At 65.9% G+C, this 25,414-nt stretch carries 28 protein-coding genes, 1 tRNA gene and 1 pseudogene; 17 read left to right on the top strand and 13 right to left on the bottom strand.

What is annotated here, in order from left to right; translation table 11 throughout:
- Positions 1-28 precede the first annotated feature (28 nt).
- Positions 29-400, bottom strand: a complete 372-nt coding sequence (locus JCM7685_RS03480) for a carboxymuconolactone decarboxylase family protein (protein WP_074969421.1) — start codon at positions 398-400, stop codon at positions 29-31.
- 346 nt (positions 401-746) lie between these two features.
- On the opposite strand from JCM7685_RS03480, the gene JCM7685_RS19490 reads away from it, so the two are divergent.
- The gene (locus tag JCM7685_RS19490) at positions 747-974 is read left to right on the top strand and encodes a hypothetical protein (protein ID WP_139218110.1); all 228 of its coding nucleotides are present in this window, start codon (positions 747-749) and stop codon (positions 972-974) included.
- A gap of 668 nt (positions 975-1,642) precedes the next feature.
- Here JCM7685_RS19490 and JCM7685_RS03475 read toward each other — a convergent pair.
- Positions 1,643-1,873, bottom strand: coding sequence for a hypothetical protein (locus JCM7685_RS03475; RefSeq protein ID WP_074969412.1), 231 nt, complete (start codon positions 1,871-1,873; stop codon positions 1,643-1,645).
- A gap of 605 nt (positions 1,874-2,478) precedes the next feature.
- Here JCM7685_RS03475 and JCM7685_RS19805 point away from each other — a divergent pair.
- Entirely contained in the window at positions 2,479-2,643 is a 165-nt protein-coding gene (locus JCM7685_RS19805; protein ID WP_170848952.1) for a hypothetical protein, read from the top strand.
- Between the two features lie 105 nt (positions 2,644-2,748).
- Here JCM7685_RS19805 and JCM7685_RS03470 read toward each other — a convergent pair whose 3' ends face one another.
- Together JCM7685_RS03470 and JCM7685_RS03465 are read right to left on the bottom strand one after the other, a co-directional pair.
- Positions 2,749-3,972 carry a hypothetical protein gene (locus JCM7685_RS03470; protein ID WP_074969413.1) on the bottom strand — a complete coding sequence of 408 codons (1,224 nt, stop codon included), beginning with the start codon at positions 3,970-3,972 and terminating at the stop codon, positions 2,749-2,751.
- A gap of 17 nt (positions 3,973-3,989) precedes the next feature.
- Positions 3,990-4,604, bottom strand: a complete 615-nt coding sequence (locus tag JCM7685_RS03465) for a hypothetical protein (RefSeq protein ID WP_139218111.1) — start codon at positions 4,602-4,604, stop codon at positions 3,990-3,992.
- Positions 4,605-4,671: 67 nt separating this feature from the next.
- On the opposite strand from JCM7685_RS03465, the gene istA reads away from it, so the two are divergent.
- The 9 genes and pseudogenes from istA to JCM7685_RS03425 all read left to right on the top strand — a co-directional run bounded on the left by istA (position 4,672) and on the right by JCM7685_RS03425 (position 10,162).
- The gene (gene istA / locus JCM7685_RS03460) at positions 4,672-6,171 is read left to right on the top strand and encodes an IS21 family transposase (RefSeq protein WP_090271472.1); all 1,500 of its coding nucleotides are present in this window, start codon (positions 4,672-4,674) and stop codon (positions 6,169-6,171) included.
- Positions 6,171-6,899: an IS21-like element helper ATPase IstB gene (gene istB / locus JCM7685_RS03455; protein ID WP_028030902.1), complete on the top strand. Its 729-nt coding sequence runs from the start codon at positions 6,171-6,173 to the stop codon at positions 6,897-6,899. Before istA ends, istB begins: the two co-directional genes overlap by 1 nt.
- Positions 6,900-7,042: 143 nt before the next feature.
- Positions 7,043-7,153: pseudogene (locus JCM7685_RS20690) on the top strand (DUF2786 domain-containing protein); the annotation flags it as partial.
- A 6-nt stretch (positions 7,154-7,159) separates the two neighbouring features.
- Entirely contained in the window at positions 7,160-7,753 is a 594-nt protein-coding gene (locus JCM7685_RS03450) for a DUF7168 domain-containing protein (protein WP_074968214.1), read from the top strand.
- Positions 7,746-8,066 carry a hypothetical protein gene (locus tag JCM7685_RS03445; protein ID WP_074968212.1) on the top strand — a complete coding sequence of 107 codons (321 nt, stop codon included), beginning with the start codon at positions 7,746-7,748 and terminating at the stop codon, positions 8,064-8,066. The genes JCM7685_RS03450 and JCM7685_RS03445 overlap by 8 nt, the downstream gene beginning before the upstream one ends.
- The gene (locus JCM7685_RS03440; RefSeq protein ID WP_074968210.1) at positions 8,063-8,290 is read left to right on the top strand and encodes a hypothetical protein; all 228 of its coding nucleotides are present in this window, start codon (positions 8,063-8,065) and stop codon (positions 8,288-8,290) included. Before JCM7685_RS03445 ends, JCM7685_RS03440 begins: the two co-directional genes overlap by 4 nt.
- Entirely contained in the window at positions 8,287-8,928 is a 642-nt protein-coding gene (locus JCM7685_RS03435) for an HNH endonuclease signature motif containing protein (protein ID WP_074968207.1), read from the top strand. The genes JCM7685_RS03440 and JCM7685_RS03435 overlap by 4 nt, the downstream gene beginning before the upstream one ends.
- Entirely contained in the window at positions 8,928-9,119 is a 192-nt protein-coding gene (locus JCM7685_RS03430) for a hypothetical protein (protein ID WP_074968204.1), read from the top strand. Before JCM7685_RS03435 ends, JCM7685_RS03430 begins: the two co-directional genes overlap by 1 nt.
- A complete protein-coding gene (locus JCM7685_RS03425) occupies positions 9,119-10,162 on the top strand; it encodes a site-specific integrase (protein ID WP_083412755.1) in 1,044 nt (347 codons plus the stop codon). The genes JCM7685_RS03430 and JCM7685_RS03425 overlap by 1 nt, the downstream gene beginning before the upstream one ends.
- 68 nt (positions 10,163-10,230) lie before the next feature.
- Here JCM7685_RS03425 and JCM7685_RS03420 read toward each other — a convergent pair.
- Positions 10,231-10,306: transfer RNA gene (locus JCM7685_RS03420), tRNA-Ile, on the bottom strand.
- 173 nt (positions 10,307-10,479) lie between these two features.
- Between JCM7685_RS03420 and choX the strand changes: the two genes are divergently transcribed.
- Positions 10,480-11,409 carry a choline ABC transporter substrate-binding protein gene (gene choX / locus JCM7685_RS03415; RefSeq protein WP_408634317.1) on the top strand — a complete coding sequence of 310 codons (930 nt, stop codon included), beginning with the start codon at positions 10,480-10,482 and terminating at the stop codon, positions 11,407-11,409.
- A 42-nt stretch (positions 11,410-11,451) separates the two neighbouring features.
- Here the strand turns inward: choX and JCM7685_RS03410 are convergent, their stop codons facing one another.
- Complete coding sequence (locus tag JCM7685_RS03410) at positions 11,452-12,957, bottom strand: malonate--CoA ligase (RefSeq protein WP_074968198.1); 1,506 nt, start codon at positions 12,955-12,957, stop codon at positions 11,452-11,454.
- 131 nt (positions 12,958-13,088) lie between these two features.
- On the opposite strand from JCM7685_RS03410, the gene JCM7685_RS03405 reads away from it, so the two are divergent.
- The 5 genes from JCM7685_RS03405 to JCM7685_RS03385 all read left to right on the top strand — a co-directional run bounded on the left by JCM7685_RS03405 (position 13,089) and on the right by JCM7685_RS03385 (position 17,178).
- Positions 13,089-13,646, top strand: coding sequence for a DUF1269 domain-containing protein (locus JCM7685_RS03405; RefSeq protein ID WP_074968196.1), 558 nt, complete (start codon positions 13,089-13,091; stop codon positions 13,644-13,646).
- Between the two features lie 40 nt (positions 13,647-13,686).
- On the top strand, positions 13,687-14,439 hold the full coding sequence (gene mtgA, locus JCM7685_RS03400; RefSeq protein WP_074968194.1) for a monofunctional biosynthetic peptidoglycan transglycosylase: 753 nt from the start codon (positions 13,687-13,689) through the stop codon (positions 14,437-14,439).
- Positions 14,440-14,514: 75 nt separating this feature from the next.
- On the top strand, positions 14,515-15,204 hold the full coding sequence (fzlA, locus tag JCM7685_RS03395) for an FtsZ-binding protein FzlA (RefSeq protein WP_074968192.1): 690 nt from the start codon (positions 14,515-14,517) through the stop codon (positions 15,202-15,204).
- The gene (gene queG / locus JCM7685_RS03390; RefSeq protein WP_074968190.1) at positions 15,185-16,243 is read left to right on the top strand and encodes a tRNA epoxyqueuosine(34) reductase QueG; all 1,059 of its coding nucleotides are present in this window, start codon (positions 15,185-15,187) and stop codon (positions 16,241-16,243) included. The genes fzlA and queG overlap by 20 nt, the downstream gene beginning before the upstream one ends.
- On the top strand, positions 16,240-17,178 hold the full coding sequence (locus tag JCM7685_RS03385) for a DMT family transporter (RefSeq protein WP_083412758.1): 939 nt from the start codon (positions 16,240-16,242) through the stop codon (positions 17,176-17,178). The genes queG and JCM7685_RS03385 overlap by 4 nt, the downstream gene beginning before the upstream one ends.
- Before the next feature lie 5 nt (positions 17,179-17,183).
- Here JCM7685_RS03385 and JCM7685_RS03380 read toward each other — a convergent pair whose 3' ends face one another.
- The 7 genes from JCM7685_RS03380 to JCM7685_RS03350 all read right to left on the bottom strand — a co-directional run bounded on the left by JCM7685_RS03380 (position 17,184) and on the right by JCM7685_RS03350 (position 25,413).
- Complete coding sequence (locus JCM7685_RS03380; RefSeq protein WP_074968186.1) at positions 17,184-18,578, bottom strand: hypothetical protein; 1,395 nt, start codon at positions 18,576-18,578, stop codon at positions 17,184-17,186.
- The gene (locus JCM7685_RS03375) at positions 18,575-20,278 is read right to left on the bottom strand and encodes a beta-1,6-N-acetylglucosaminyltransferase (RefSeq protein WP_231964681.1); all 1,704 of its coding nucleotides are present in this window, start codon (positions 20,276-20,278) and stop codon (positions 18,575-18,577) included. Before JCM7685_RS03375 ends, JCM7685_RS03380 begins: the two co-directional genes overlap by 4 nt.
- Positions 20,275-21,303 carry a glycosyltransferase family 2 protein gene (locus JCM7685_RS03370; RefSeq protein WP_083412754.1) on the bottom strand — a complete coding sequence of 343 codons (1,029 nt, stop codon included), beginning with the start codon at positions 21,301-21,303 and terminating at the stop codon, positions 20,275-20,277. The genes JCM7685_RS03375 and JCM7685_RS03370 overlap by 4 nt, the downstream gene beginning before the upstream one ends.
- 109 nt (positions 21,304-21,412) lie before the next feature.
- Positions 21,413-22,453 (bottom strand): glycosyltransferase family 2 protein, encoded by a 1,041-nt coding sequence (locus JCM7685_RS03365; RefSeq protein ID WP_074968184.1) that lies wholly within the window; start codon positions 22,451-22,453, stop codon positions 21,413-21,415.
- Complete coding sequence (galE, locus tag JCM7685_RS03360) at positions 22,450-23,448, bottom strand: UDP-glucose 4-epimerase GalE (RefSeq protein WP_074968182.1); 999 nt, start codon at positions 23,446-23,448, stop codon at positions 22,450-22,452. Before galE ends, JCM7685_RS03365 begins: the two co-directional genes overlap by 4 nt.
- Positions 23,449-23,450: 2 nt before the next feature.
- The gene (locus tag JCM7685_RS03355; protein ID WP_074968180.1) at positions 23,451-24,341 is read right to left on the bottom strand and encodes a UTP--glucose-1-phosphate uridylyltransferase; all 891 of its coding nucleotides are present in this window, start codon (positions 24,339-24,341) and stop codon (positions 23,451-23,453) included.
- Between the two features lie 271 nt (positions 24,342-24,612).
- Positions 24,613-25,413: a 3-deoxy-manno-octulosonate cytidylyltransferase gene (locus JCM7685_RS03350; protein ID WP_074968177.1), complete on the bottom strand. Its 801-nt coding sequence runs from the start codon at positions 25,411-25,413 to the stop codon at positions 24,613-24,615.
- Between the last annotated feature and the right edge of the window lies 1 nt (position 25,414).

Genomic DNA, 25,414 nt, shown 5'->3' with positions numbered 1-25,414 from the left:
GCATCCATGCCGGGGCCGGGCGGCAGGTTCAAGCCCCGCGTTCAGGCCCGACGTCCCCACCGTCGCCCTGCAGCTGGTCGAAGGCCTGGAGCGCCTTGGCCGCATAGACCGTTCCCGGCCCGCCCGACATCTCGATGGCGACGGCGAGGACCTCCAGCAATTCTTCGCGCCCGGCGCCATGGGCCCGGGCCTCGGCGGCATGAAAGAGCACGCAATCCTCGCAGCCGCGGCCGATGGCGACGGCCAGGGCGATCATTTCTTTCATCGCCGGGCCGATGCGCCCCTCGCGCCCGGCGGCCAGCATGAGACCGCGAAAAGCGCCCATGGTCTTGGGATCGGCCCTGTAGAGCGCGGCGGCGCGCGCGTTCATCTCGGCCAGCCTGCGTTTCGCCTCGGCCATCGCTGCCTCCATCCGGTTTGCTGCCGGACCCAGCCTCGCGCGATACCACGGCGGAATAAAGCGGGTTTCGGAGGGTGGACTGGTAGGCCCGGAGGGCGTCAAACAAGTACCGGAACCCAATGAAATCATTGAGGCAGAGTGCCCCATTGACCCACGGAGCCGCAACAAGCAATATCAATGGGTTATCCCGTGCGGTGTCCCACGAATTCAGGCCACATGTCGAAGCGGCGCATAGCCCAGCATCTCAGTAGAGCCCGCTCGCGAGAGGTGTCCTCCGGCTTACTCCAAGGGTAGATGCCTGGAACATCGCGTCCACGCGCTGGTTGTCAGGCCAGGAGGAAGCATCATGACCAGAGAACAAGCCACACCAAAGGACAATCCCGCGACCGATCCCGAACGCGAGAACGGCCAAGGCAAGCACGACGGGATGCCCCACGACCCGGAAGAGTTCACTCGGGCCGACCCTGAGAGCGGGAAGGAATGGCCCGCCAAGCCGCGAGGGGCCAAGCCCAACACCGCCATGTGCGAGGACCGGAGCAAGCCCGGCGTCGTGGACAAGAGCGAAGGCTGCTGACGGCTGCATCGGCGCCGAAACGCAAAATGGCCCCCGCCCCGGGCAAACCGGGACGGGGGCCATGCTTTCCGATCTTCGACCTACGGGTGGTGACGCTTCATCTTCGCGCGCTTTGCGTTGTCGCGACTTAGCTCATCCAAGATAAGGCAAAACTAAACTATATTGTTCAAAAACCTGTTGACGGGTGCAAGCAATGCAACCAAAGCGTGTTTTGCTTGCTGGCCAGATGGTCTGTGCCAGCAGAGCCGTTCTCCGTGTTGAGGAAAGATGCCCGTATACAGCTTTTCGGTGGTGCCGAACTCCGGCCTCGGTCTCGAGGACTACTCTTTAGATTCCGTAACAAATGCTACGATTTCCGGTAGGCTGACGATGTCCGTTTGCCACGCCCTTGATGCTGTCGCTGCCGGTGGCATCAATCTGGGGGGCTGGCGAATAGCAGCCGGATATGGAGACGAGGACGACGGCGGCGAATAAATGCTTCATGGGACAAAGTCTTAACGTGTGAACTCTGTCCTGGTTAGCGCATGTCTCCTGCCAAAGCGCCCTGCATATTTCGACAGTTTTACAGGCTGCACCCCTTGCTGCACCCGCGACTTTCGCGACAAGGAGCACAAAAAGAGCCGCCCCCTGCCCCGATACCCGCTAGCCTCAGACGCTATGACCGCTGATCAGGAGATGGGGAGGACTGACCTCCCGCCCCCTGTCCATCCTGCAAAGCGTTCGTCCAGGCCGGTTGTGCCGAGCTTTACCGGAATCATTCTCTCGCGGCCGTCGTCATGCCGCAGCTTCACGAGGCTTCCTCTGACATGCTGACTGATGCCGTCGAGATGCCAGGGCGGGTTCTGGAAAACCTCGGTTAATCCGCTCAATGCATCTGTCAGCGACACGCTTCTGATCATGTTCAGACCTCTTGCTTAAGGACAAACAATGGCGGTGGGATGAACCCACCGCCACGCCCCTCGGCTACTAGCTGCAACGCATGCCGGCACAAAGGAATCGTCATGCCTTGTTGCGCCGCTTCACCGGGAGTGCTGCAATCAGGAGGCGCGGTGACACACAACCTGAAGGCCATGCCTACTTGCTTTGTCCGCTCTTTTGCTCGGCGGACGAGCTTTTGTCACCGTCGCCGGGCTGCTTGCCCGTGGAGCCGCTTTGCTCCTGTTGCGGATCGGTTTTCTGCGGGTTCGGATTTTCTTTATCGGTGCCCAATGTTGGGACCTCCATTTCGCCGCCGGAAGATACCGGCCGGACTAGCTAGAGATGGGACCCGCCAGATCGCATTACATCGGGCAGCCAGCACTTATCTCGTAACCGATGGTTCCCACGTGAAAGAATAGTAATCCGACATGCAAAAAGCCGTCCTGTGAGCGCACCGACGGGTTGGGACCGATGATGGTCGTTGTGTCGGACTTTCTACTCAGCGGGAACACTTGCCCATCTGCCAGGTTGGGAGGGTCGCATTGTCCACAGTGGACTCGGCACATCCAACGAAAATGAGATAAAAATGACCAAATCCGATCCTCCCGGAACGGCGCGAGAAAAAGCGCCCCCCGATCCCGATGCGGGAAATCCTTCCGCAAAGCTTGTGGTGCTGGCCCTGAAACTGGACGCCGCTCTTGCTGCTGCCCGTGTCACTGGCGAAAGGAAGGAGGACAAACACCGCCCGTGACCCATCCGCCCCGAAACGATTTCTGCGGAGCGAAGTTCATCGAAAGGTCAATACCAGGGGAGGCTGCGAATGACCGAAAATACCGTTGAACTTCTACCTGCGCTTTTAGCACGGGCCCGGGCGCTCACCTCTGGCGACGAGGAGGCCGAGGCTCTGGTCGAGAGGTGCCTGTTCTGGGCTATCTTCGGCGTCGTGGAGGAACGTTACCTTGCTGCCCAGGTCCATGACCTGAAACCCCGCATCGGTGTTCACGGGGTTGTCGTTGCTAACCTTATCGGCAGTGAGCACGGCAATATCCGTGGCGGTCACATCGCCGGAGACCACGCGCAGCACCGTGTTGCGGCGGCGCAGGACATATCGGCGGCCGACCACGAAATATCCCGGCGGAAGCTCCGCGCCGTCGGGGTCGAGCATCTGATAGCGCATCCCGGCAACGGTCAGGTAGATTTCCGACGTGGTATTGGTCCGAGTGGGGTGGATCTCGATGGTCGTCGAGGTGGAAATCGTGGTGACACCGGCATTGGTGACGGTCGAGGACAGGTCGGCGGTCCATTCATCGCCCACGCCGCCCAGGTTGATGGTGCGCAGATCCGCATTGGCGCCGATGGCCACGCTGCGCAGAGCGTCCTGTGCGGCACGGTCGGATTGCTCCAGCCGATGCTGGTCGGTGCCCACCGCCCCAGAAATCAGGACCCAGTTGCCACCACGCCGCTCAAGCACCAAGGCAGCGCCTATCGAAACGTCGCTGGCCAGCAAGCTGGCATTATTACGCTCGCGCATGATCGGCCTGTCGCTGTCGCCGGCGATCTGCAGGCGCAGCATGCCCTCGGCGCCGGCCGGCATGATCAGCCTGACCACGGACCCGGCACCCGCCGCGATACCGTTGGCTGCAGCTGCAGCGGAGAGTTCGGCCGAAACAATGGTCGATCCACCAGCAGGAGCCGCGGCCGCGGCGTTTACCAGCGATATGAACCCCACCGCATTGTCGGCCGCGATGCGTGCCGCCGCCTCGCTCGCGGTGTCGAGGCGCAAGACCGCCCCCCAATAGGGATAGGTCGCGAACAGCGGATCGTCAGCGGAGGCGCCCAGGCCGCGCACGACCAGGGCGGTGCCCTCGATAGTCACGATCCGCACCAAGGCGGCGGGGATCGCTGCCTGACCGGCCTCGACAGCCTGGGCACGGGTCGCGAATATCTTGCCGCCGTTGGCAATGACATCGTTCCACACCGCCACTAGCGAGGCATTGACCGCGTTCTCAAGCCCTTCCTCGGTCGCATACTGGTTCGGCGCCGACCCGAGAACGGGCAGGTTGAAAGTGGGTGCCGGCATGGCTGTTCCTCAGATTTTCAGGAGGTGGTGGTTGCGCTGGCGCTGGCCGAGAAATCCGACAGGTTGCCCCATTGGTCGGAGGCGCGCGTGAAATAGTAGCGGGTGGTATCTGCGGCCAATCCGGTCTCGGCCGTGGTGACGGTTACCGAAGCGCCGGCCGACCTGTCGTCCAGCAGGCTGGCCGTCAGTGGGCTGTCGATGCTGTTCGCGTATATCCACAACTTCCGAACCCGGTAGTCGCTCACCTGCGTCGCAGTGATATTGATCCGTGATGCGCTCACCGCGGTTGCCAAGGGTGCCGTCGGTGTCGCGAGCGTTTCGTAGGGGCCTCGGGCGACGATGAGATCGGAGACCGCCCAATCGGAGGCGCCATAGAGCCCGGTGGTGCGGACCCTGATCTGATATTCTGCACCGACTTCGACCCATGGGATCGACGCTGAAAACACACCGTCATCGTCCGCTGCCGTTACGTCCAGCGTCCCGCCAGCATTCCATGCCGGCCGGGTCGGCGAGGGGCCGATCTGGATTTTGACCCATTCCCATTCGTAGCCCGCGGCCGACGGCGACGGAGAGGCCGTCCATGTTGAACGGCTTGCAATAAGGACCCCGCTTCTGGGGTGATCGGCGTCCAAAATGGACCCCACCGACCGGGGGTTGGGTCCATTGTGCCTTCGATGATTATCGGAGGCCGAGCACGGGATGCTGATCGTGGAGACAATCGCAAAAATCAGGCGGCTACATTTCACCGAGGGCAAGGGGATCAAGACGATCTGCCGTGACCTGAAGCTGTCGAAGAAGGTGGTGCGGAAGGTGATCCGCACCGGGATTACCGAGTTCACCTATACCCGGACGGTGCAGCCGCGCCCGAAGCTGGGTGCCTGGCTGGGGGAACTCAACCGGCTGCTGGAGGTCAACGCCGCGCGGTCCAGCCGGGAACGTCAGTCTCTGATACAGATCTACGAAGAACTGAGCGGTCTCGGTTATGAAGGTGGGTATGACGCGGTGCGCCGCTACGCCTCGAACTGGGCACGCACTCAGAGTTCAGGCGCTTCTGCCGCCTTCGTGCCCCTGAGCTTTGCGCCCGGTGAAGCCTATCAGTTCGACTGGAGCCACGAGGTTGTGGTGATCGATGGGGCGACCACCACCATCAAAGTGGCCCATGTTCGCCTGTGCCACAGCCGGATGTTCTTTGTGCGGGCCTATCCGCGCGAGACGCAGGAGATGGTGTTCGATGCCCACGACAGGGCTTTCGCCTTCTTCAAGGGCACCTGCACCCGCGGGATCTACGACAACATGAAGACGGCGGTGGAGACCATCTTCACCGGCAAGGAACGCCTCTACAATCGTCGGTTCCTGCAGATGGCCAGCCATTATCTGGTCGAACCCGTTGCCTGCACCCCTGCTGCGGGTTGGGAGAAAGGCCAGGTGGAGAGCCAGGTCGGCACTGTCCGTCAGCGGTTTTTCGCGCCCCGCGTCAGGGTCAAGAGCTACGAGGAACTGAATGCCTGGCTGCTGGACAAGTGCATCGCCTCGGCCAGAACCAGCAAGCATCCGGAGCTGACGGACAAAACCGTCTGGCAGGTCTTCCAGGAAGAGCGCCCGCACCTTGTCCCCTATGCCGGGCGCTTCGACGGATTCCATTCACTGCCTGCGGCGGTGTCAAAGACCTGTCTCGTGCGCTTCGACAACAACAAATACTCCGTCGCGGCAACGGCTGTCGGGCGGCAGGTCGAGATCAGGGCCTATGCTGAGCGGATCGAGATCCGGCAGGAGGGCCGACTGGTCGGAGACCACCCGCGTCACTTCGGCCGGGACCGAACGGTTTACAATCCCTGGCATTATGTGCCTGTTCTGCTTCGCAAACCCGGGGCGCTGCGTAACGGCGCACCGTTCAAGGACTGGGTTCTTCCCGGAGCTCTTGAACAGATCCGCCGCAAGCTGCAGGGCTCCTCAGATGGCGACCGCCAGATGGTGAAGGTCCTCGGCGCTGTGCTGACGGAAGGGATGCCTGTGGTTCAAAAGGCATGTGCCGAAGCTCTCTCGCAAGGCGTCCATTCTGCCGATGTAATCCTCAATATTCTATCCCGCAGGCGAGATCCGGAACCACCACCGCTTCTGCTGACCTCTCCGGCCTTGCAGTTGACCCATGAGCCTGTGGCGGACTGCGCCCGTTATGATCTGCTGCGGAGGGCCTGCTGATGGATCGTGCTGACATCATGGCTGCAATGGGCGAGTTGAAGCTCTACGGGATGCGCGCCGCTTATGACGAACTCATGGCGGTGGCTGTGCGCCGCCAGCACGAACCCCGCCAGATCGTTGGAGATCTTCTGGCCGCCGAGATCAACGAGAAGAAAGCGCGGTCGGTCAAATACCAGATCACCACCGCCAAGCTGCCCTATGCCCGGGAGATCGAGGAGTTCACCTTCGATGACACCCCAATCAACGAGACCCTGGTGCGAGATCTGGCCAGCGGGGAGTTCCTCAGCCAACAGCGCAATGTCGTGCTGGTTGGCGGCACCGGGACCGGCAAGACCCATATCTCTGTGGCCATAGCGCGCGCGGTCATCCGCAATGGTGCCCGGGGCAGGTTCTTCAATGTCGTCGATCTGGTGAACAGGCTGGAGGCCGAGGCCCGTGCCGGACGGGCAGGCCGGCTTGCAGAACATCTGATGCGGCTCGACTTCGTCATCCTCGATGAACTCGGATACCTGCCATTCGCGCAGTCCGGCGGCCAGCTGCTGTTCCATCTGATCAGCAAGCTCTATGAGCAGACTTCCGTCATCGTCACCACCAACCTCGCATTCGGGGAGTGGCCGACCGTCTTCGGAGACGCAAAGATGACCACCGCGCTGCTCGACCGGCTCACCCACCACTGCGACATCGTCGAGACCGGCAACGACAGCTGGCGCATCAAAACCCGAGCCTGAACACCCTCCAAAACGCAGGCCCGCGTCGGCTGCGCCAGCTGGAAAGCTACGCCGCCACGGGCCTGCTCACCCGCGCGCCAAAGGGGTCACTTTTGGACGCCGATCAGGGGGCCCGTTTGAATGCCGATTGACAGGCTGACCGCATCGACGTCATCTCCCGCATCAGGGCGCTGCGCGCCCGGGCGGCGGACGCAGCATCATCCGAGGCCGAAGCCGAGGCGGCGGCGCGGATCGCAGCCAAGATCATCGCCGAGCATGGCGTGACAGAGACCGAGCTGGTCGAACGCGGCACCGCCGGAATCGCCGAGGGCGAACACAACGCCGGCCGCGCCCGCTTGCACCCGGCATTGGATGCGGCCAGTTATGCCATTGGCCTGCTGGCCGAGTGCCAGGCGCTGGTGCGGCGCGGCACGAATATATGGGTCGGCCAACCAGAGGACGTGGAATTCGCCCTCTATCTCTGCGAACTGATCCAGGGCACCTCGGAACGGGCCTATCGGAACCACTGGCAGCGCAGCTTCCGTCGCGCGCCGCCGGATCGCTATCGCAGGTCGTTCCATCTGGGTTTCGGCCTGGGTGTGGCAGACCGGATCCGGCTCATCGTGGCCGAACGCCAGCGAGCGCGGCGAGACGCATCAGGAACCGGCACCAGCTTGGCAGTGGTGAAGGACGCGCTGATCGCGGATTACATAGCTCAGACCTGTCCTGCAATTCGCACGCAGCGTACCCGTCCGCTCAAGGCGGACATGATGGCGGTGCTGCATGGCCAGCAGGCTGCTGGCGCTGTTGCGCTGTCCCGGCCGCTGGAAGCGGGCGAGGATGCCGCCGGGGTTGCGGAGGTGCGTCATGGCTAAGCGGCCCACCGATCCGCATCTGATCCGCGAGACCATCGCCGACCTGCGCCAGCGCCTGGACGCGCTGCCCTCGATCGACAGCCGCACTGGCGATCTCATGGATCAACACCGTCGCCACCGCGCCGCGGCCGAAGCGTTGGCCGACCACCTGCGCACCGCTTATGGCGCGCGGATCGCGGCCAAGGCCTGGACCAACACCATCCGCATGCACGGCATCAGCTCGAGCGGCACATCCGGCCTGCACCAAGCCTCTCGAAACTGGATAGCCGCGGCCGAGCGCAAGCTGGCCGCCATCGAAGGAAACGCATCATGAAAAACAAGCTCGGCGACCTGAACAACCATCTTTTCGCCCAACTCGAACGCCTGGCCGACGAATCCCTGACGCCCGAGCAGATCGAGCAGGAGGCCAAGCGCGCCCACGCCATCGTGTCCGTCGCCGATCGCATCGTCGGCAATGCCGATCTCCAGTTGAAAGCCGCGAAGCTGTTTGCGGAACATGGTCAGGGCGTGCTGCCCAAGATCGGGGGCGACACATGAAAGGGCGCGCCATCGCCTACGAGCCCGAGGAGTTGGCCTGGATCGAGGCGCACAAGGAGCTGCCTCGCGCGGAAGCGTATGCCCTGTTCTGCGCCCGCTTCATGCGGCAGGATATCTCGTTTACGAACTTCAAGGCCCTTTGCAAACGCAAGGGATGGCTGACCGGTCGCACCGGGCAGTTCGCGCCTGGGCAGGTCTCGCATAACAAGGGCAAGCCGATGCCCGAGCACGTCAAGGCCAAAGCCAGGGACACGATGTTCAAGCCGGGCAACAGACCTCACACGTGGCGCGGACCGGGGCACGAATCTATCGACCCCAAGGACGGTTATGTGTGGATCATTGTAGCGGACACCAATCCTCACACGGGCGCCGATACCCGCAGGGTCATGAAGCATCGATACCTCTGGGAACTAGAGAACGGCCCAATTCCGGCCGGCCATGCACTGAAATGCTTGGATGGCGACAAGACCAACACCCACCCGAGCAACTGGGAGGCCGTGCCCAGGGCGATGTTGCCGCGGCTGAACGGGCGCTTCGGTCGCAACTATGACGGTGCGCCCGCGGAGCTGAAACCGGTCATCATGGCGACCGCCAAGCTGGAGCATCGGGCGCGCGAGGTCAGGAAAGGAAAAGCGTGATGGCCGCCAGGAAGCGCTTCGCTCCTACCGAGGCGACCACGCTGAGGGCAATCGAGTTTGTTCGAAAGGCCGGCCTTCGGATTGCTGCAGTCGAGTTCCCGCGCGACGGCATGGTGCGGGTCATCACGTCCGCGGTGGACATGCCAGAAAAGCCAGAGCAGGATGACCGGAAACCAGAACCGTGGACCTGATGCGCCTGGAGTATGTCACTGAGGAACGACTTCCCTCTGGGGCCGTCCGGTATCGATTCCGGCGCGGTAAGGTCAAGGTGACATTGAAAGGCGAACCGGGAAGCCGAGAGTTCCTCGAACACTACTCGACCCTGCGGGACGGCGTTCCTGTTCCCAAAAGCCGGGCTATCACAGGTTCGGTCGAATGGTTGGTTGGTCTCTACCTAAAAGATCTGGAACAGCGCGTCGCCACCGGCTTGGCATCCCCACTCACCTTGAAAGGACACCGTCACCACCTCGGCAAGCTGGTCTCTGAATATGGAAGCAAGGATGCGGCGATGCCCAGAAGCGCCGTCATCAAGCTGCATGACAAGCTGATGGCCACGCCTGGCGCGGCTGATAACCTGCTCAAAGCCATATCCGCGCTCTACAAATGGGGCATCCAGCGAGAGCATGTCGATTGCGACAATCCGACCAGAGACGTGAAGCGCAACCGGAAGCAAACCGGGGGCTTTGAGCCGTGGACAGCAGACGATATTGCGACATTCCTGGCATTTCACAAGCCGGGGACCATGGCCCGTCGGGCGCTGATACTCGCCATGTCCACCACCGCCCGGCGCGGGGATCTCTGCCGGCTGGGCAGGCAGAACGAATTCACCCGCGATGGCCGGGTCTGGCTCCGCTGGAAACAGGACAAGGCACCCCATGGCACCGTGGAAATGCCCATGCCGACCGGCCTGATCGATGAACTGCACGCTAGCAGCAACATGACATATATCCTCAACGGATATGGTGCCCCCTTCACCGTCGCAGGGCTGGGGAACAAGTTCCGCGAATGGGCGGAAGCGGCCGGGCTGAAGGGGCGCAGCTTGCATGGGGTCCGCAAGGGGCTTTCGGCAATCCTGACATCAGGCGGCGCGTCCAGCGGCGAGATCGATGTGCTGCTCGGCCATGAAATGGGCAGTTCCGAAACCAGAATCTATATCCGCTCAGCCGAGCGCGCGTTGCTAGCCGAACAGGTAGTTGATCGCCTGGACAAGATCATTCCCGGAACAGCGAAGTGACCCACGCCGGGTTTCGAAGTGACCCACGCGTCCAATTATCCAATTATATCAGTAACTTGCAAAGTGGCTGGTAGGCCCGGAGGGACTTGAACCCCCAACCAAGGCGTTATGAGCGCCCTGCTCTGACCATTGAGCTACAGGCCCAGACCGCCGCCACCTTTGATCCAGCCGGCCGCATTCGTCAAGGATCAGATCGCTCCGCCCACACGGCCCGGGCGCTTCCGGCTTGCGAACGGGGCCGCTCTGTGGACTGATGGCCGGGCAAGCCGCGGGGCTCTCGCGGCGTCAACTCCACAGGTCCCACCATGCAAAGAAACGTGCTGATTTCCCAGACCGCCCTTGTCCTGGCCCTGACCGCCGTGCCCGCGCTGGCGAACGATCCGCAAGCCTGCGCCACCGTGCATCTGTCCGATCCGGGCTGGACCGACATCACCGCGACCAATGGCGTCGCCACCGCAGTGCTGCAGGGGCTGGGCTATACGCCCGACGTCGTGACGCTTTCGGTGCCGATCGGATACGAGGCGCTGAAGAGCGGCAAGACCGACGTCTTCCTGGGCAACTGGATGCCCGCGCAGCAGACGTTCCGCGACGATCTCGACGCCTCGGGCAAGGTCGAGGAGCTGGTGCAGAACCTCGAAGGCGCCAAGTTCACGCTGGCCGTCACCGATGCCGCCAAGGATCTGGACGTCAAGGATTTCGCCGATCTCGACGCCCATAAGGACGCCTTCCAGGGCAAGATCTACGGTATCGAGCCCGGCGCCCCGGCCAACCAGACGATCCAGAAGATGATCGATGCCGACAAGTTCGGCCTCGGCGACTGGGAACTGATCGAATCCGGCGAGCAGGCGATGCTGGCCCAGGTCGCGCGCAACGATGCGGCGGGCACGCCCTCGGTCTTTCTGGCCTGGGCGCCGCATCCGATGAACGTCAAGTTCGCGATCAGCTATCTGTCGGGCGGGGACGAGGAATTCGGCCCCGATTTCGGCGGCGCGACCGTGCATACCGTCGCCCGCAAGGACTGGGTCGCGCAATGCCCGAACGTGGCGCGGCTGTTCAAGCAGCTGACCTTCAGCGTGGACATGGAGAACGTGCTGATGGGCAATATCCTCGACGACGGCATCGCGCCGGCCGCGGCGGCCAAGGCCTGGATCGCCGCCAATCCCGCGCCGGCGGCGAAATGGCTGGAGGGCGTGACGACGCTGGACGGCAAGCCCGGGCTCGACGCGCTGATGGCCTCGGTGCAGTGACGGCAGAGGCCGCCGGCTGCGGGCCGGCGGCCGCCCGGGGTTTCAGGCAAAGAGACCGGCGAAATCCCGGCGCAGCAGGTTCTTCTGCACCTTGCCCATGGTGTTGCGCGGCAGCGCGTCCAGCACCGCGACATGCTTGGGCTGCTTGAACCCGGCCAGCCTGCCCGACAGCGCGGCGCGGATCGCCGCCGGGTCCGGCGCAGCGCCGGGCTCGGGCACCAGCAGCGCCACCACCGCCTCGCCGAAATCCGGGTGCGGCACGCCGATCACCGCGCTTTCCAGCACGCCCGGCTGTTCGTCCAGGATCAGCTCGATCTCCTTGGGATAGACGTTGAAGCCGCCGGTGATGACCACGTCCTTCTGCCGGCCGACGATGCTGACATAGCCGTCGCCGTCCACGGTGCCGATGTCGCCGGTGATGAAGAAGCCGTCCTCGCGCAGCTCCTCGCGGGTCTTCTCGGGCATGCGCCAATAGCCCAGGAAGACGTTCGGGCCGCGCACCTCGATCATGCCGGGCTGGCCCTGCGGAACCGGGGCGCCGTCCTCGCCGGTGATCTTCAGCTCGACCCCCGGCAGCGGCGGGCCGACGGTGCCGGGGCGGCGCTCGCCGTCATAGGGGTTCGATGTGGTCATGTTGGTTTCCGTCATCCCGTAGCGTTCCAGGATACGATGCCCGGTGCGGTCCTGGAACCGGCGATGCGTCTCGGCCAGCAGCGGCGCCGAGCCCGAGGTGAACAGCCGCATATGCCCGACCAGGTCGCGGGTGAAGCGCGGATCGTCCAGGAGCCGGGTGTAGAAGGTCGGCACGCCCATCATCGCCGTCGCCCGGGGCAGCCAGGCGATCACCTGGTCCAGCTTAAAGCCGGGCAGGAAGATCATCGCGCCGCCGGACAGCAGCGACACGTTCGAGGCGACGAAGAGCCCATGGGTGTGAAAGATCGGCAGCGCGTGCAGCAGCACGTCCTGCGGGCCGAAGCGCCATGCGCGCACCAGCACCTCGGCATTCGACAGCAGGTTCGACTGGCTCAGCATGGCGCCCTTGGAGCGGCCGGTGGTGCCCGAGGTGTAAAGGATCGCGGCCAGATCGTCCGCGCCCCGCTGGGCCGGCACCGCCGTCCCGGCCTGCGCCGCCAATTCGGCCAGACTGCCTTGCCCGGCGGCATCGAGGGTCTGGAAGCCGGCGCCGTGGCGGGCGGCGCGTTCCCGCAGCGGCCCGGCCTTGGCCGGATCGCCGACCAGCAGCGCGGCGCCGGCATCGGCGACGAAGTAATCCACCTCTTCGGCGGTATAGGCGGTGTTCAGCGGCAGGAAGACTACGCCCGCCGCCAGCGCGCCCAGATACAGCGCCATGGCCTGCGGCGTCTTTTCGACCTGCACCGCCAGGCGGTCGCCCGGGCGCAGCCCCAGCCCGGCCAGCGTCGCGGCCATGGCCATCGCCATGCCATGCAGCGCCGTGCCGGAAATCTCTTGCCCGGCCGCGTCGATCAGCACGGCCGAGTCCCGGCCGGCCAGCGGCGCCACCAGCGCGTCGTAAAGCGGATTGCCCATGGGCGGCTCCCTCTCCTGCATCTCCCGCCCCCCTGTTCTGGGCAAGGGCGGCGCGGCGGTAAAGCCCCTTCTGGAACCGGGGTGCCCGGGACGGCGTTGGCCGGCGTCACCCTTTGGAAAGGATTCCCGCCATGTCGGACCTGCTTGTCATCGCCTTCGACGACGAGGCCACCGGCTTCGAGCTGCGCACCGAACTGGTCAAGATGCAGAAGGAATATCTGATCGAGCTTGAGGATGCCGTGGTCGTCACCCGCCCCACGGCCGAGGACGTCAAGCTGCACCAGGCGATGAACCTGACCGCGGCCGGCGCGCTTGGCGGCGGCTTCTGGGGCACGCTGGTCGGGCTTCTGTTCCTGAACCCGCTTCTGGGCGCGGCGGTGGGCGCGGCCTCGGGCGCGCTGGCCGGCAAGCTGTCCGACATCGGCATCAACGACGATTTCATGCGCGAGCTGGGCCATTCGATCCCGCCCGGCGGCTCGGCCGTGTTCATCCTGGTGCGCAAGATGACTGCCGACAAGGTGCTGGCGCGGCTGGAAAGCTTTCACATGAAGGGCCGGGTGCTGCAGACCTCGCTGCCCGATGCCGAGGAAGAGAAGCTGCGCGAGGCCTTTGCCGGCGGCAAGCTTGGCGCCGCCCTGGGCATGCCCCAGGCCGATCCGGCGCCCTCGGCCCCGCCTGCCGGCGCCTGATCGCTTGACGCAGGGGGCATGGGCGTGACAGGACGCGCCCATGCCCCGCCGCAGCCAGACCCTTGCCGACCCCGAGGCGTCACGGACGCCGACCGCCCTGCGCCGGCGGTGGCGCCCGCTGCGGCGCGCGGGGCTGTGGCTGTGGGGCTGGACGCGCTGGATCGGGCTTCGGCTGCTGGCGCTGATGTTCGTGCTGGTGTTCCTGTTTTCCTTCATCAACCCGCCCAGCACCTGGACCATCATCCAGGGTCAGCGCGAATTCCCGGGCCGCCCGGCGCGCGCATGGGTCGACCTGGACGAGGTGTCGCCTCATATCGTCCGCGCCGTGGTCGCGGCCGAGGACGCCAATTTCTGCGCCCATTGGGGTTTCGACATGGTCGAGATCCGCAAGGTGATCGCCTCGGGCTCCAGCCGGGGCGCCTCGACCATCACCCAGCAGACCGCCAAGAACGTGTTCCTGTGGCAGGGCCGCAGCTGGCCGCGCAAGGTGATGGAGACGCTCTATACCCCGATGCTGGAGGCGCTGTGGTCCAAGCGCCGCATCGTCGAGGTCTATCTGAACGTGGCCGAATTCGGCCGCGGCGTCTTCGGCGTCCATGCGGCGGCGGAATATTACTTCAAGACCACGCCCGACAAGCTGACGCTGGCGCAATCGGCGGCGCTGGCCTCGATCCTGCCCTCGCCGCGGACGCGCAACCCGCAGACCGGCTCGGCCCGGACCCGGTCCATCGTCAGCGGCGCGCAGACGATCCGGGCGGACGGCCGCGATTCCTGCCTGGTGCTTGGGCGCTGATCCGCGCATCGCGGTTGAAACCGCGCCCCCCGAGGCGTATCAACCCGAAGGCCCAGCCACGCACGGTTTTCCCAGATGAACAATTCCTCGCCCAATTCCACGATCCGCCTTTACCACGTCGCCCTGTCCCCCTTTTGCCGCAAGGTGCGGCTGGTGCTGGCCGAGAAGCGCATCGAGGTCGAGCTGGTCGAGGACCGCTTCTGGGAAGCGGGCAGCGAAATCCTGCGCCGCAACCCGGCCGGCAAGCTGCCGGTGCTGCGCATGGACGGCCGGCTGATGGCCGAAAGCCAGGCGATCTGCGAATATCTGGACGAGACCATTCCGCAGCCCGCCCTGATGCCCCATGCCGCCATCGAGCGCTACGAGGTCCGCCGGCTTTGCGCCTGGTTCGACGACAAGTTCAACGCCGAGGTGACCAGGCCGGTGATGACCGAGCGGGTCTGGAAGAAGGTCATGCGCCTGGGCTATCCGGACTCGCGCACGGTCAAGGCCGGGCTGTCGGCGATCCGCTATCACCTCGACTACATGAAAAGCCTGCTCGAACATCGCCGCTGGCTGGCCGGCGACGTGATGACGCTGGCCGATTTCGCCGCCGCGGCGCATCTGTCCTGCCTCGACTACATCTCGGACGTGGACTGGACCTATTCGACCGAGGTGCAGGAATGGTATGCCAAGGTCAAGTCGCGGCCGGCCTTTCGCAGCCTGCTGGCCGACCACCTGCCGGGCGTCCACCCGGCGCCGCATTATGCCCTGCTCGACTTCTAGGATCAGGATTTCCGACCCGGCCGAGATCCGCTCGCGTCTGACGAAGCAGGCCATGGCCGAGGGCTTTTCGGCGCTTGGCATCTGCGCACCGGACGCCAACCCGCATCTGCCCGAGCGTCTGGCCGCCTTCCTGGCCGAGGGCCGACACGGCGACATGGCATGGATGGCCGAGCGCACGCATTGGCGCGCCGCCCCCGACGCGCTGTGGCCCGAGGCGCGTTCGGTCATCATGCTGGCCGAGCTCTATACGCCCGAGCACGATCCCTTGGAGATCATCCACCATCCGGATCGCGGCGCGGTCAGCGTCTATGCCCAGGGCAAGGATTACCACGATCTGGTCAAGAAGCGGCTCAAGCGCCTGGGCGGCTGGCTGGTCGGGCTGACGGGCTGCGAGATCAAGGTCTTCGTCGATACCGCCCCGGTGATGGAGAAGCCGCTGGCGCAGGCGGCGGGGCTGGGCTGGCAGGGCAAGCACACCAACCTGCTGTCGCGGGAACTGGGCAGCTGGTTCTTCCTGGGCGCGATCTTCACCACGCTGGACCTGCCCAAGGACGCCCCCGAGCGCAGCCATTGCGGATCCTGCCGGGCCTGCCTCGACGCCTGCCCGACCGGGGCCTTTCCGGCGCCCTATCAGCTGGACGCGCGGCGCTGCATCTCTTACCTGACCATCGAGCACAAGGGGCCGGTGGACCCGGAGCTGAGGCCGATGCTGGGCAACCGCATCTATGGCTGCGACGATTGCCTGGCCGCCTGTCCCTGGAACAAGTTCGCCCAGGCCGCGACCGAACTGCGCTATCACGGCCCGCATGGCGGCCCGGCGTTGGCGGAACTGGCGGCTCTGGACGATGCGGGCTTTCGGGAACGCTTCGCGGGCAGCCCGATCAAGCGCATCGGCCGCGACCGCATGGTGCGCAATGTGCTTTACGCCATCGGCAATTCGGGGCTTGCGCATCTGCGGCCCTTGGCCGAAGCCTTGGCGCAGGACCCCGACCCCGCCGTCGCCGATGCCGCGCGATGGGCCTGCGAGCGATTGCCATGACCCCAAGCCTGCCCAGCCCGCTGCGGGGCATCCTGCTGAAATGCCTCAGCGTGCTGGTCTTTACCGTCATGGGGGCGCTGGTCAAGGCGACCGCGGCGGGCGGCCACGGCGTGCCGGCGGGGCAGCAGGTGTTCTTCCGCTCGCTCTTCGCGCTGCCGGTGATCCTGGTCTGGCTGGCCTTCCGCGGCGACCTCAGAAGCGGGCTGAAGACGCATCGGCCGATGGGGCATTTCTGGCGCGGCATCTGCGGCACGGCGGCCATGGCGCTGTGGTTCTGGGGCATGGCACTGCTGCCCTTTCCCGAGGCCACGGCGCTGAACTACGCCGCGCCGCTGTTCACGGTGATCCTGGCGGCGCTGGTCCTGGGCGAGCAGGTGCGGCTGTTCCGCCTGTCCATGGTCGGGCTGGGGCTGGTGGGCGTGCTGATCGTGCTGTCGCCGCGGCTGACCGCGCATGAAGGGCTGCGCGACGGGCAGATGCTGGGTGCGGCGGTGACCCTGGCCGGGGCCTGCTGCACCGCCATGGCGATGATCTTCGTGCGCAGGCTGGCCCAGCAGGAACAGACCTCGGCCATCGTGTTCTGGTTCTCGATCACCTCGACGGTGCTGAGCCTGGTCACCCTGCCGAACTGGATCATGCCCGACGCCCGCACGCTGGCGCTGCTGATCACCATCGGGCTGCTGGGCGGGCTGGCGCAGATCCTGCTGACCTCGGCCTATCGCTTCGCCGATGCCTCGCTGGTGGCGCCCTTCGAATATGTCTCGATGCTGCTGGCGCTGGCGATCGGCTGGTTCTTCTTCGGCGAAGCGGCCAGCGCGACCATGCTGGCGGGCGCGGCGCTGGTCATCGCCGCCGGGATGCTGATCATCTGGCGCGAGCGGCAGCTGGGGCTGGAGCGCAACCGCCAGCGCAAGGCCATGCTGCCGCAGGGCTGAACGGCTCAGGGCTGCCCGGCGAAGCCGAAGGCGACGTAATCGCGCAGATAGGCCTTTTTCGCGGCGGCGCGCAGGCTTTGCTCGTTCAGGAAATCCGGAAAGGGCTCGGCGTCCGGCAGGTCGGCGGGCGCCTTGATGCCGACGCTGGCCGCCAGCCAAGACAGTTCGCGCGGCAACTGGCTTTCGCGCAGCACCATGTCGGGGGCGCCGAAGCGGGCGAAGCCGGCCAGCGTCTCGGACTGGCTGGCCCAGCCGGGATGGGTGGGCAGCGTGGTCTGGCCGTTCAGGTTGCGGCGCAGGAAATCCAGGAAGGCCTCGAACAGCTCGGCCTTGCGGCCGTCGCCCAGCCCCGGCAGTTCGGGGTCGGGCGGCAGGGCGACGCGGTGGATGTCGCGCATGAGCTGGCGCAGCTCGGCATTCCTGCCCTTCAGCAGCGCCTGGAATGCGGCCCAGGCCCGCGGCAGCGGGTGGCGCAGCACGGTGAAGCTGCGATGGCCGACATGCTGGCGCTTCCATTGCCGCAGGCTGTTGTGGTTGAAGTCGCCCGTCACCGCGCCCATGGCGCCCAGCCAGCGGGCCACGCTGTCCGAGGGGCCGCCCTTGACGGGCATGAAGATCAGCCCCTTGCCCGCCTCGGCCCCCAGGAACGAGGGCACGGCCGGACCCTTGCGCGGCTCGAAATTCGGGATCTTGCGCAGCATGAACGGGTCGAGGCGGGCCAGTTCCGCCTGCATCTCGTCGAAATTCTCGACCTTCTCGGCCAGTTCGCGGGGGTTCTGCGGCACCTGGTCGCTGGCGGGCTCCACCCCCTCCAGGTCGGTGCGGCCCAGCCAGTGCAGCAGCCCGGTCATCACCTCGGCGTCGCGCAGATCCTCGTAGCCCAGCCAGAAGGCCGACTGGCCGGTGATCTGCAGCCGGTGCAGGACCTTCAGCTGGAACTCCTCAATCTCGCCCGTCACCTGCCGGAACTCGGCGCCGTCGAAGCGGGCGGCGGCGGGGATTGGGGTCTCGGTCTCGTTCAGCTTCCACTGGTTGGTGGCGCGGGCGAGCGCGGTCGAGACATAGCTGTCCACCGGGTTGCGGGTCAGCACGATCTTGGCGGTTGCCCGGTCCTCCATGATGGCGTCGAAGACGCGCGGATCGTGGTCGTGGAAATAGCGAAAGCCCGGCAGGTGGTTCGGCTTGTCGAAGATCGCCGCCAGCAGCCGGTGCGGATCGGCGTCGCGCTCGGCCTTGGTGATGCCCTTGAGCTCGTCCTTGTCGGGCCAGCCCATCATGTAGGGGTTGAAGGCCTCGCCGAAGCAGGTGACGCGCTTGACGGCGTTCAGCGTCGCTTCAAGCAGGTTCGAGCCGGTGCGCATCTCGGCAAAGATGACGAAGCTGCGGAAAGGCTGGGTCATGGCGCGGGTCTTTCTTGAGGCGGAACGGAGGGATCGGTGTCGGTGGCGGGGAAATCGCCCATCAGCTGCGGCCGCAGGCCGGCGTTGCGCAGCCGTTGCAGGAACCGGCCCATGCCCGCGATCTCGCGCATGGGCGGCAGGGTCGCCGCCGTCTCGGGGTCGCCGCCCAGCTGGCGCAGCACACCGCGCAGCACGGCCGCGGGCCGGGCACAGAAATCGCCCAGGTCCCAGACCTGGGTCTGCGCCTTGAGCCAGACCGAGTTCAGCACCTGCATCTGCGCCAGTTCCGTGCGCTGCAGGATGGCGGCCACGCGGCGGATGTCGTCGAAGGGCATGTCGGAATGCAGAAGCGGCACCGCCCAGGCGCCGGTGACGACGAAGATGCGCGCATTCGGGTCGGTGGCGGTGAACCAGTTCATCTCTTGCCCGTCGCGGGGGCTGAACTGCCAGACCTGCATGCGCCGGCTGATGCGGATCAGGTTGGCAAGGAACCCGCGCGGGTCCATGTCGCGCAGTGCCGCGCCGTCAGAAAGCCCGCCCGGCCCGATCGGGCGGCGGCCGGCGAATTCGGCGCCATGGACGGCGAACAGATGGCCGTGCACATCGGCATCGACGCGGTCGGACAGCCAGTCCTCGAAGCCAGGGAACAGGTCGCTGAAGCCTTGCAGCACCGCATAGGGGGCCGAGGTCTTGCCGTTCTCGCGGTCCTTCAGCGGGAAGCGGCTCTGCATGTAAAGTCCCGGCCGGCCCAGGTTGCGGCGGGCCACGGCCTGGCTGATGATCCGGTCCAGCCGCTCAGGCCGCGGCTCGTCGGCCAGGGGCCGGGTCGGGTCGCCCTGCGGGAAATGCGCGTGCAGCCGCGCCGCGCCGCGCCAGATCTTGCGGGCGACGAAACAGCGCGATTGCTGCAGCATCTCCAGATGGTCGTCGTAGAAGATATAGGGCTTGCCCTGGCCGTCGAACTTGGCCAGCGTCAGCGACCGGCTTTCGATGTTCAGCGAATGGCGGCGGGCGAGGGTCTGGAAATAGCTCTCGTCCGGGATCCAGACCCGGGCGAAATAGCGGTCGAACTCGGCCCGGCGCGGATCGGTCAGGATCGCGTCCAGCGTGGTGCGGGTCAGGCACCACCATTGCGAACCCAGATGCGGCACCAGCCCCTGCGGGATGCGGCGGCGAAAGCGCAGCCGGCGCTGCAGATCGACATAGCGGTCGAAAAGCTTCCTGCGGTGCCGGAACGAGAACGGGAAGCGCAGGGTGAAGCGTTCTTCGTTGAGCCCGCCCACCGTCCAGCCCACATCCGCCGCGGTCACGCTTTCGATGAAGTCGCGGCGTGGGTGCAGGGCCAGGAATGCGCACAGCTCGGCCACCGGCCGCAGCGGCAGGCACGAGCCCGAGACCGTCAGCACATGGGTCACCTCGGGGCAGCGGTCCAGCAGCAGGGCCGCGGCGTCCTGCGTGGCCTTGACCAGGCTGAACATGCCCCATTCGCAGGAATGGCGCGGGCTGAACAGCACCTGCGTCCGGTCCGCAAGGTCGCGACGCATCGCCTCGACCGCCTCGGCCGGCGCCTTGGCATCGACATGGATCGCGACCGAGGCGCCGCCGTCGGCCCAGACGCGGGCCATGCGGGCGGCGATGGACAGTTCGTCATGGCACAGCATGACCACGCCCAGCCGGATGGCGTCGCCGTCCCCGGTCATGCCCAGTTCCCCTTCGAGATCAGGCCCAGGTCCTCGAGCTGCCGCCAGTCCTGGAGTTCGCAGGATTCCCCGCACCAGAAGTCCGGGTCCTCCTGCAGGCCGGAATGATAGGCGCGGTATTCCTGGCTGTCGGCGTAATGCTGACGCCGGGTCAGCTCCTCGGCCGATTTCTCGACGAAGGTGGACAGGAACTTGGCATGCAGCAGGCAGCCCGAGGCCTTTTCGCCCCCATGTTCGTCATAGACCATGTTCAGCGAGCGCGGCAGCAGCATATGGGTCGAGCTGACATAGGCGTAGGAACGCTCCCAGCGCACCAGCGGGATCTTGTTCAGCGCCGGGCCGGCCTCGGGATTGTCGCGAAAGAAGGCGCGGCCGCGCGGCCCGCCCTGGATCCACAGGTTGCCGTATTCGGAATTCTTGCGGATGGTATAGTTCGCCGGATCGAACCAGCGCGCGATCTCGAACGGGTCCTGGCCGGAGCGATAGGGCTGCGACGCCAGCGAGCCCTTTGGATACATGTCCAGCAGCATGGCCGAGAAGCTCTTGCTGTCGCCCGCGTCCAGCCAGTCGGTCAGCGCCTGCAAGGGCCGGGTGTCGTGATGCGGATAGACCAGGAACTCGTCGGGATCGACGGTCAGGCACCAGTGGCCGCTGCCGTGGCGGCGCAGCAGGCAGTTCAGCCAGTCCATGCCGAAGCGCGATTCCTTGTAGCTGGCCTCGGTCCGCCACAGCGAAACGTCGGGCTGACCGGCCAGCCAATCGGTGCTGCCGTCGGTGCTGGCATTGTCCACCACCAGGAAATGCTGCACCCCCAGCTTGCGGTAGTGCTGGAAGAACCAGGGCAGCCGGACCAGTTCGTTGCGCAGGGTGACGAAGGCCAGGATGTCGCCCCGCCGGATGGCGCCGGTTCGGTCCCGCACCGGGCGCAAGGCGCGGCCCCGGTTCAAGGCCCGGGCGATCAGCCATTGCCGCCGCACCCGGCGGCGCAGGCGGGTCCAGATCGGCCAACGCTTCAGCCTGGGCACCGAGGGCCATCCTTGGGTTGAATGTGACGGTCTTGCTTCATGCTAAGGGGACATGCGTCGTGACGCGGTCTTTCGCAAGCTGTTTCATCCTTCTGCGCCGGGCCGGCGGTCAATCGCCGCCCCAGCCCGCGCCGCCCATCAGCCCCAGCTCGGCCAGTTGCCGCCAATCCCGATAGCGGACCGAGCGTTCGCTCCACAGCACCGGCGCCGCGGTCAGCGCCCGGTGATAGCCGGCATAGGCGTCGGGATCGGCGAAATGCTGGCGGCGGGCCAGTTCCTCGGCCGAGCGGGCGCCGATGCCGGGCAGGAACTTGCTGTGCAGCAGGACCCCCGACAGCCGCGGGTCGCCCGGCCCGTCGTAAAGGTCGTTCAGCCGCGGCGGCAGCATGGAATGGGTCGAGTTCACATAGGCATAGCGCCAGTTCCAGCGGATCAGCGGCAGCTTGTTCAGCGTCGGCGCGCGCTGCGGCCGGTCGGCAAAGAACACCCGCGCGCGCACCCCGCCCTGGACCCAGCGGTTGCGGCGCGGCTGCAGGACCTGGCAGCGATAGGGGCCGGGGTCGAACCAGGGCAGTTGCTCGATGACGCTGCCCTGCGTTGCGGGCTGGTCCAGCGGCCCCTGCGGATACAGGTCCAGCATCAGTGCGCCCATGCCGGCGATGCCCTGCGCATCCAGATGCGCGGTCAGCGCGCGCAGGTCGCGGGTGTCGCAATGCGGATATACCAGCAATTCGTCGGCATCGACGCAAAGACACCAATGGCCATGGCCGTGGCGCAGCAGCAGCGCGCCCATCCAGTCCAGGCCGAAGCGCGAGTCGCGATAGCTCGCCGCCGTGCTCCAGATCGAGACGTCGGGCTGGGCGCGCAGGAATTCCGCGCTGCCGTCGGTGCTGGCATTGTCCACCACCAGGAAATGCGCGACGCCCAGCTTGCGGTAATGGGCCAGGAACTCGGGCAGGCGCTGCATTTCGTTGCGCAGCGTAGCGAAGCCCAGGATGTCGTCGCGCCGGATCGCCGCGCTGCGGTCGGCCAGCGGCGTCAGCGCGCGCCCGGCGCGGATCGCGCGCCAGATCAGCTTGCGTCGCTTCCAGCGCAGCCGCCAAGCCGACCAAGCCCGTCGAGGCGGACCGGGCGGCCGGGACGGGGTCACCGGGCGTAACCGCCGTTCTGGTGCCAGCGCCAGGCATCCGCAACCATCTGCTGCATGGTCGAGCGCGCCGGGTTCCAGCCCAGCACCGAGACCGCCTTTTCCGACCCCGAGACCAGCTTGACCGCATCGCCGCCGCGGCGCGGGCCATCCACCATCGGCACCGGGCGGTTGGTGACATGCTTGGCCTCGGCCACCACCTCACGCACGGAAAAGCCGTTGCCGGTGCCCAGGCAGAACACCTCGCGCCCGCCATCCGCGACCTTGCCGGCCAGCAGGTGGTGCAGGCCCAGCACATGCGCATCGACCAGGTCCATGACATGGACATAGTCGCGGATGCAGGTGCCGTCCGGCGTCGGATAGTCGGTGCCGTGGATGGTCAGCGCATCGCGCTTGCCGTCCACCGCGTCCAGGATCAGCGGGATCAGATGCGTCTCGGGCTGGTGGAACTCGCCCACCTCGCCGTCGGGGTCGGCACCGGCGACGTTGAAATAGCGGAAGATGACCGAGCGCAACCCGTCCGAGGCGCCGAAATCCTTCAGCATGTCCTCGATGGCGCGCTTGCTGGCGCCATAGGCGTTCAGCGGCGTCTGGACGGTGTTTTCGTCCAGCACCACGCCGTCATGGTCGCCATAGGTGGCGCAGGTCGAGGAGAATACGAAATTCCTGACCCCGGCCGCCAGCGTGGCCTCGATCAGGTTCAGCGAGGCGCCGACATTGCCGCGCCAGTATTTGGCAGGCTCGCGCATGGCCTCGCCGACCTGGCTGAGCGCGGCGAAATGCATCACCGCGACGGGCCTGTGGCGGGCCAGAACCTGGTCCAGCCGCGCGCGGTCCATCAGTTCGCCCTGCTCGAAGGGACCGAACTTCACCGCGTCCTGCCAGCCGGTGCAGAGATTGTCATAGGTAACGGGCAGGAAACCCGCCTTGCGCAGTGCCTTGCAGGCGTGCGAGCCGATATAGCCCGCGCCGCCGGTGACCAGAACCGTTTCCGTCATGCTTACTCGGCCGCCTTGTACATCGCGGTGATGTCCGAGAGGTATTCGGCAAATTCGTGCTTCAACTCGTCGCGCGCCAGGCCGAAGGCCACGGTGGCCTGCAGGAAGCCGGCCTTGCTGCCGCAGTCGAAGCGCTGGCCGCGGAAGCGCAGGCCGAAGACGTCGCGGCCTTCCTCGATCTCGTCGGCGATGGCGTCGGTCAGCTGGATCTCGCCGCCGGCACCCTGCTTGAGCTTGTTGAGGTTGTCCATGACCGTCGGCGCCAGGATGTAGCGGCCGATGACGGCCAGGTTCGAGGGCGGGTTTTCCTTGGGCTTCTCGACCATGCCCTTGGCGCGGACGATGGCGCCCATGTCCTCGGCCACGTCCAGGACGCCGTAGGCCTTGGTCTTTTCGGCCGGGACCTCCATGGTCGCGACCATGGTGCCGCCGGTTTCCTTATAGGCCTCGATCATCTGCTGCAGGCAGGGCGGCTCGCCCATGATGACGTCGTCGGTCAGGATCACGGCGACCGGTTCGTTGCCCAGCAGGCGGCGGGCGCACCAGACCGCGTGGCCCAGGCCCAAAGCCTTGTGCTGGCGGACATAGGCGATGGCGCCCGAATCCATGTTGGTGCCGCGCAGAATGTCCAGAAGCTCGGTCTTGCCGGATTTCTTCAGGCTCGATTCCAGCTCATGCGCGTGGTCGAAATAATCCTCGAGCGCGCCCTTGCCACGGGAGGTGACGAAGATGAATTCCTCGATCCCGGCCGCGCGCGCCTCGTCGATGGCGTATTGGATCAGCGGCCGGTCAACCAAGGTCATGATTTCCTTGGGAATGCTCTTGGTCGCCGGTAGAAAGCGAGTGCCCAGGCCAGCCACGGGAAAGATGGCCTTGGTGACTTTGCGGTTCATGAATCCGATCTCCTGATCTCTTGCGCCGGCGGTCCGACGCTTATCCCTCTTTGACAGGGCTTTCGCAATAAGTGCGTATACCCCCGGCCGGTTTCGGCAAATGACTAAAGCGATTCAATTTTAGACGGGTTGCAGCGATTTTCTGCCTATTCCCGCGGCGTTTCCAGCGAAATTCCTCTGACGGCGGATGGCGCATCGGTCCGCCGCGCCGGCGAATCCCGCAATCCGAACGAATATCGAACTGGGATTATTCTATCTTGGCGCGCATTGTTCAGGCAATGCCCATCCGCTGCATCATCGCTTCCAGCTTGGGCACGTCCGAGGGGTTGTTCAGCTCCCAGAACTCGCGCCCGCGCGATTCGACCTCGACGCAGAGGATGCGGCGGCCGCGCTCCAGGAAACGCAGCTGTTCCAGGCCCTCCAGCGCCTCCAGCCGGCCCTCGCCCCAGGACGGATATTCGGCCAGCGCCGCCGGGCGATAGGCGTAGACGCCGACATGGTGAAAGACCGGGGTCGGGTCGCCGGGGGCGAAATCGGCGCCGGCATAGGGGATGACCTCTTTCGAGAAATAGAGCGCGCGGCGGTCGTGGCCGAAGACGGCGGTGGTGCCGCCCACGCGCCCGGCCACCCGGTCGGCGATCAGGTCCGAGCGCATCGCCCCCGAGCAGCGCAGCACCGGCGTCGCCACGTCGGCACCCGAATCGGCGCGCAGCCCGGCGACCAGTTCCTCGACGAACCACGAAGGCGTCAGCGGCGCGTCGCCTTGCAGGTTCACCACGATCTCATGCGTCAGGCCCAGCGTCGCCACTGCCTCGGCGCAGCGTTCGGTGCCATTGCGGGCCGCGGTCGAGGTCATGGCGACCTCGGCCCCGAATCCCTCGGCATGGTCGCGGATGCGGGCGTCGTCGGTGGCGACGATCACCCGGTCCACGCCGGCGACGGCCTGCGCCGCCTCCCAGCTGCGGCGGATCAGCGACAGGCCTTCGCCCGTCGCGCCCCGCAGCTCGACCAGCGGCTTGCCGGGATAGCGGGTCGAGGCGTGGCGGGCCGGGATGACGATGACGACCGACATC

The organism is Paracoccus aminovorans (assembly GCF_900005615.1).
GTDB classification, from domain to species: domain Bacteria; phylum Pseudomonadota; class Alphaproteobacteria; order Rhodobacterales; family Rhodobacteraceae; genus Paracoccus; species Paracoccus aminovorans.
Note: the sequence above shows the minus strand (reverse complement) of the source record. Positions and strands in the feature narration are given on the sequence as shown.

What these genes read in the sequence shown, in the direction of transcription:
- JCM7685_RS03425 (WP_083412755.1), top strand. Translation starts at nt 9,119, where the DNA reads ATGCGCCTGGAGTATGTCACTGAGGAACGACTTCCCTCTGGGGCCGTC.
- mtgA (WP_074968194.1), top strand. Translation starts at nt 13,687, where the DNA reads ATGCCCCGCCGCAGCCAGACCCTTGCCGACCCCGAGGCGTCACGGACG.
- fzlA (WP_074968192.1), top strand. Translation starts at nt 14,515, where the DNA reads ATGAACAATTCCTCGCCCAATTCCACGATCCGCCTTTACCACGTCGCC.
- JCM7685_RS03375 (WP_231964681.1), bottom strand. Translation starts at nt 20,278, where the DNA reads ATGACCGGGGACGGCGACGCCATCCGGCTGGGCGTGGTCATGCTGTGC.
- JCM7685_RS03475 (WP_074969412.1), bottom strand. Translation starts at nt 1,873, where the DNA reads ATGATCAGAAGCGTGTCGCTGACAGATGCATTGAGCGGATTAACCGAG.
- JCM7685_RS03385 (WP_083412758.1), top strand. Translation starts at nt 16,240, where the DNA reads ATGACCCCAAGCCTGCCCAGCCCGCTGCGGGGCATCCTGCTGAAATGC.
- queG (WP_074968190.1), top strand. Translation starts at nt 15,185, where the DNA reads ATGCCCTGCTCGACTTCTAGGATCAGGATTTCCGACCCGGCCGAGATC.
- JCM7685_RS03470 (WP_074969413.1), bottom strand. Translation starts at nt 3,972, where the DNA reads ATGCCGGCACCCACTTTCAACCTGCCCGTTCTCGGGTCGGCGCCGAAC.
- JCM7685_RS03350 (WP_074968177.1), bottom strand. Translation starts at nt 25,413, where the DNA reads ATGTCGGTCGTCATCGTCATCCCGGCCCGCCACGCCTCGACCCGCTAT.
- istA (WP_090271472.1), top strand. Translation starts at nt 4,672, where the DNA reads ATGCTGATCGTGGAGACAATCGCAAAAATCAGGCGGCTACATTTCACC.
- JCM7685_RS03355 (WP_074968180.1), bottom strand. Translation starts at nt 24,341, where the DNA reads ATGAACCGCAAAGTCACCAAGGCCATCTTTCCCGTGGCTGGCCTGGGC.
- istB (WP_028030902.1), top strand. Translation starts at nt 6,171, where the DNA reads ATGGATCGTGCTGACATCATGGCTGCAATGGGCGAGTTGAAGCTCTAC.
- JCM7685_RS03380 (WP_074968186.1), bottom strand. Translation starts at nt 18,578, where the DNA reads ATGACCCAGCCTTTCCGCAGCTTCGTCATCTTTGCCGAGATGCGCACC.
- JCM7685_RS19805 (WP_170848952.1), top strand. Translation starts at nt 2,479, where the DNA reads ATGACCAAATCCGATCCTCCCGGAACGGCGCGAGAAAAAGCGCCCCCC.
- JCM7685_RS19490 (WP_139218110.1), top strand. Translation starts at nt 747, where the DNA reads ATGACCAGAGAACAAGCCACACCAAAGGACAATCCCGCGACCGATCCC.
- galE (WP_074968182.1), bottom strand. Translation starts at nt 23,448, where the DNA reads ATGACGGAAACGGTTCTGGTCACCGGCGGCGCGGGCTATATCGGCTCG.
- JCM7685_RS03405 (WP_074968196.1), top strand. Translation starts at nt 13,089, where the DNA reads ATGTCGGACCTGCTTGTCATCGCCTTCGACGACGAGGCCACCGGCTTC.
- JCM7685_RS03440 (WP_074968210.1), top strand. Translation starts at nt 8,063, where the DNA reads ATGAAAAACAAGCTCGGCGACCTGAACAACCATCTTTTCGCCCAACTC.
- JCM7685_RS03435 (WP_074968207.1), top strand. Translation starts at nt 8,287, where the DNA reads ATGAAAGGGCGCGCCATCGCCTACGAGCCCGAGGAGTTGGCCTGGATC.
- JCM7685_RS03410 (WP_074968198.1), bottom strand. Translation starts at nt 12,957, where the DNA reads ATGGGCAATCCGCTTTACGACGCGCTGGTGGCGCCGCTGGCCGGCCGG.
- JCM7685_RS03430 (WP_074968204.1), top strand. Translation starts at nt 8,928, where the DNA reads ATGGCCGCCAGGAAGCGCTTCGCTCCTACCGAGGCGACCACGCTGAGG.
- JCM7685_RS03480 (WP_074969421.1), bottom strand. Translation starts at nt 400, where the DNA reads ATGGCCGAGGCGAAACGCAGGCTGGCCGAGATGAACGCGCGCGCCGCC.
- JCM7685_RS03445 (WP_074968212.1), top strand. Translation starts at nt 7,746, where the DNA reads ATGGCTAAGCGGCCCACCGATCCGCATCTGATCCGCGAGACCATCGCC.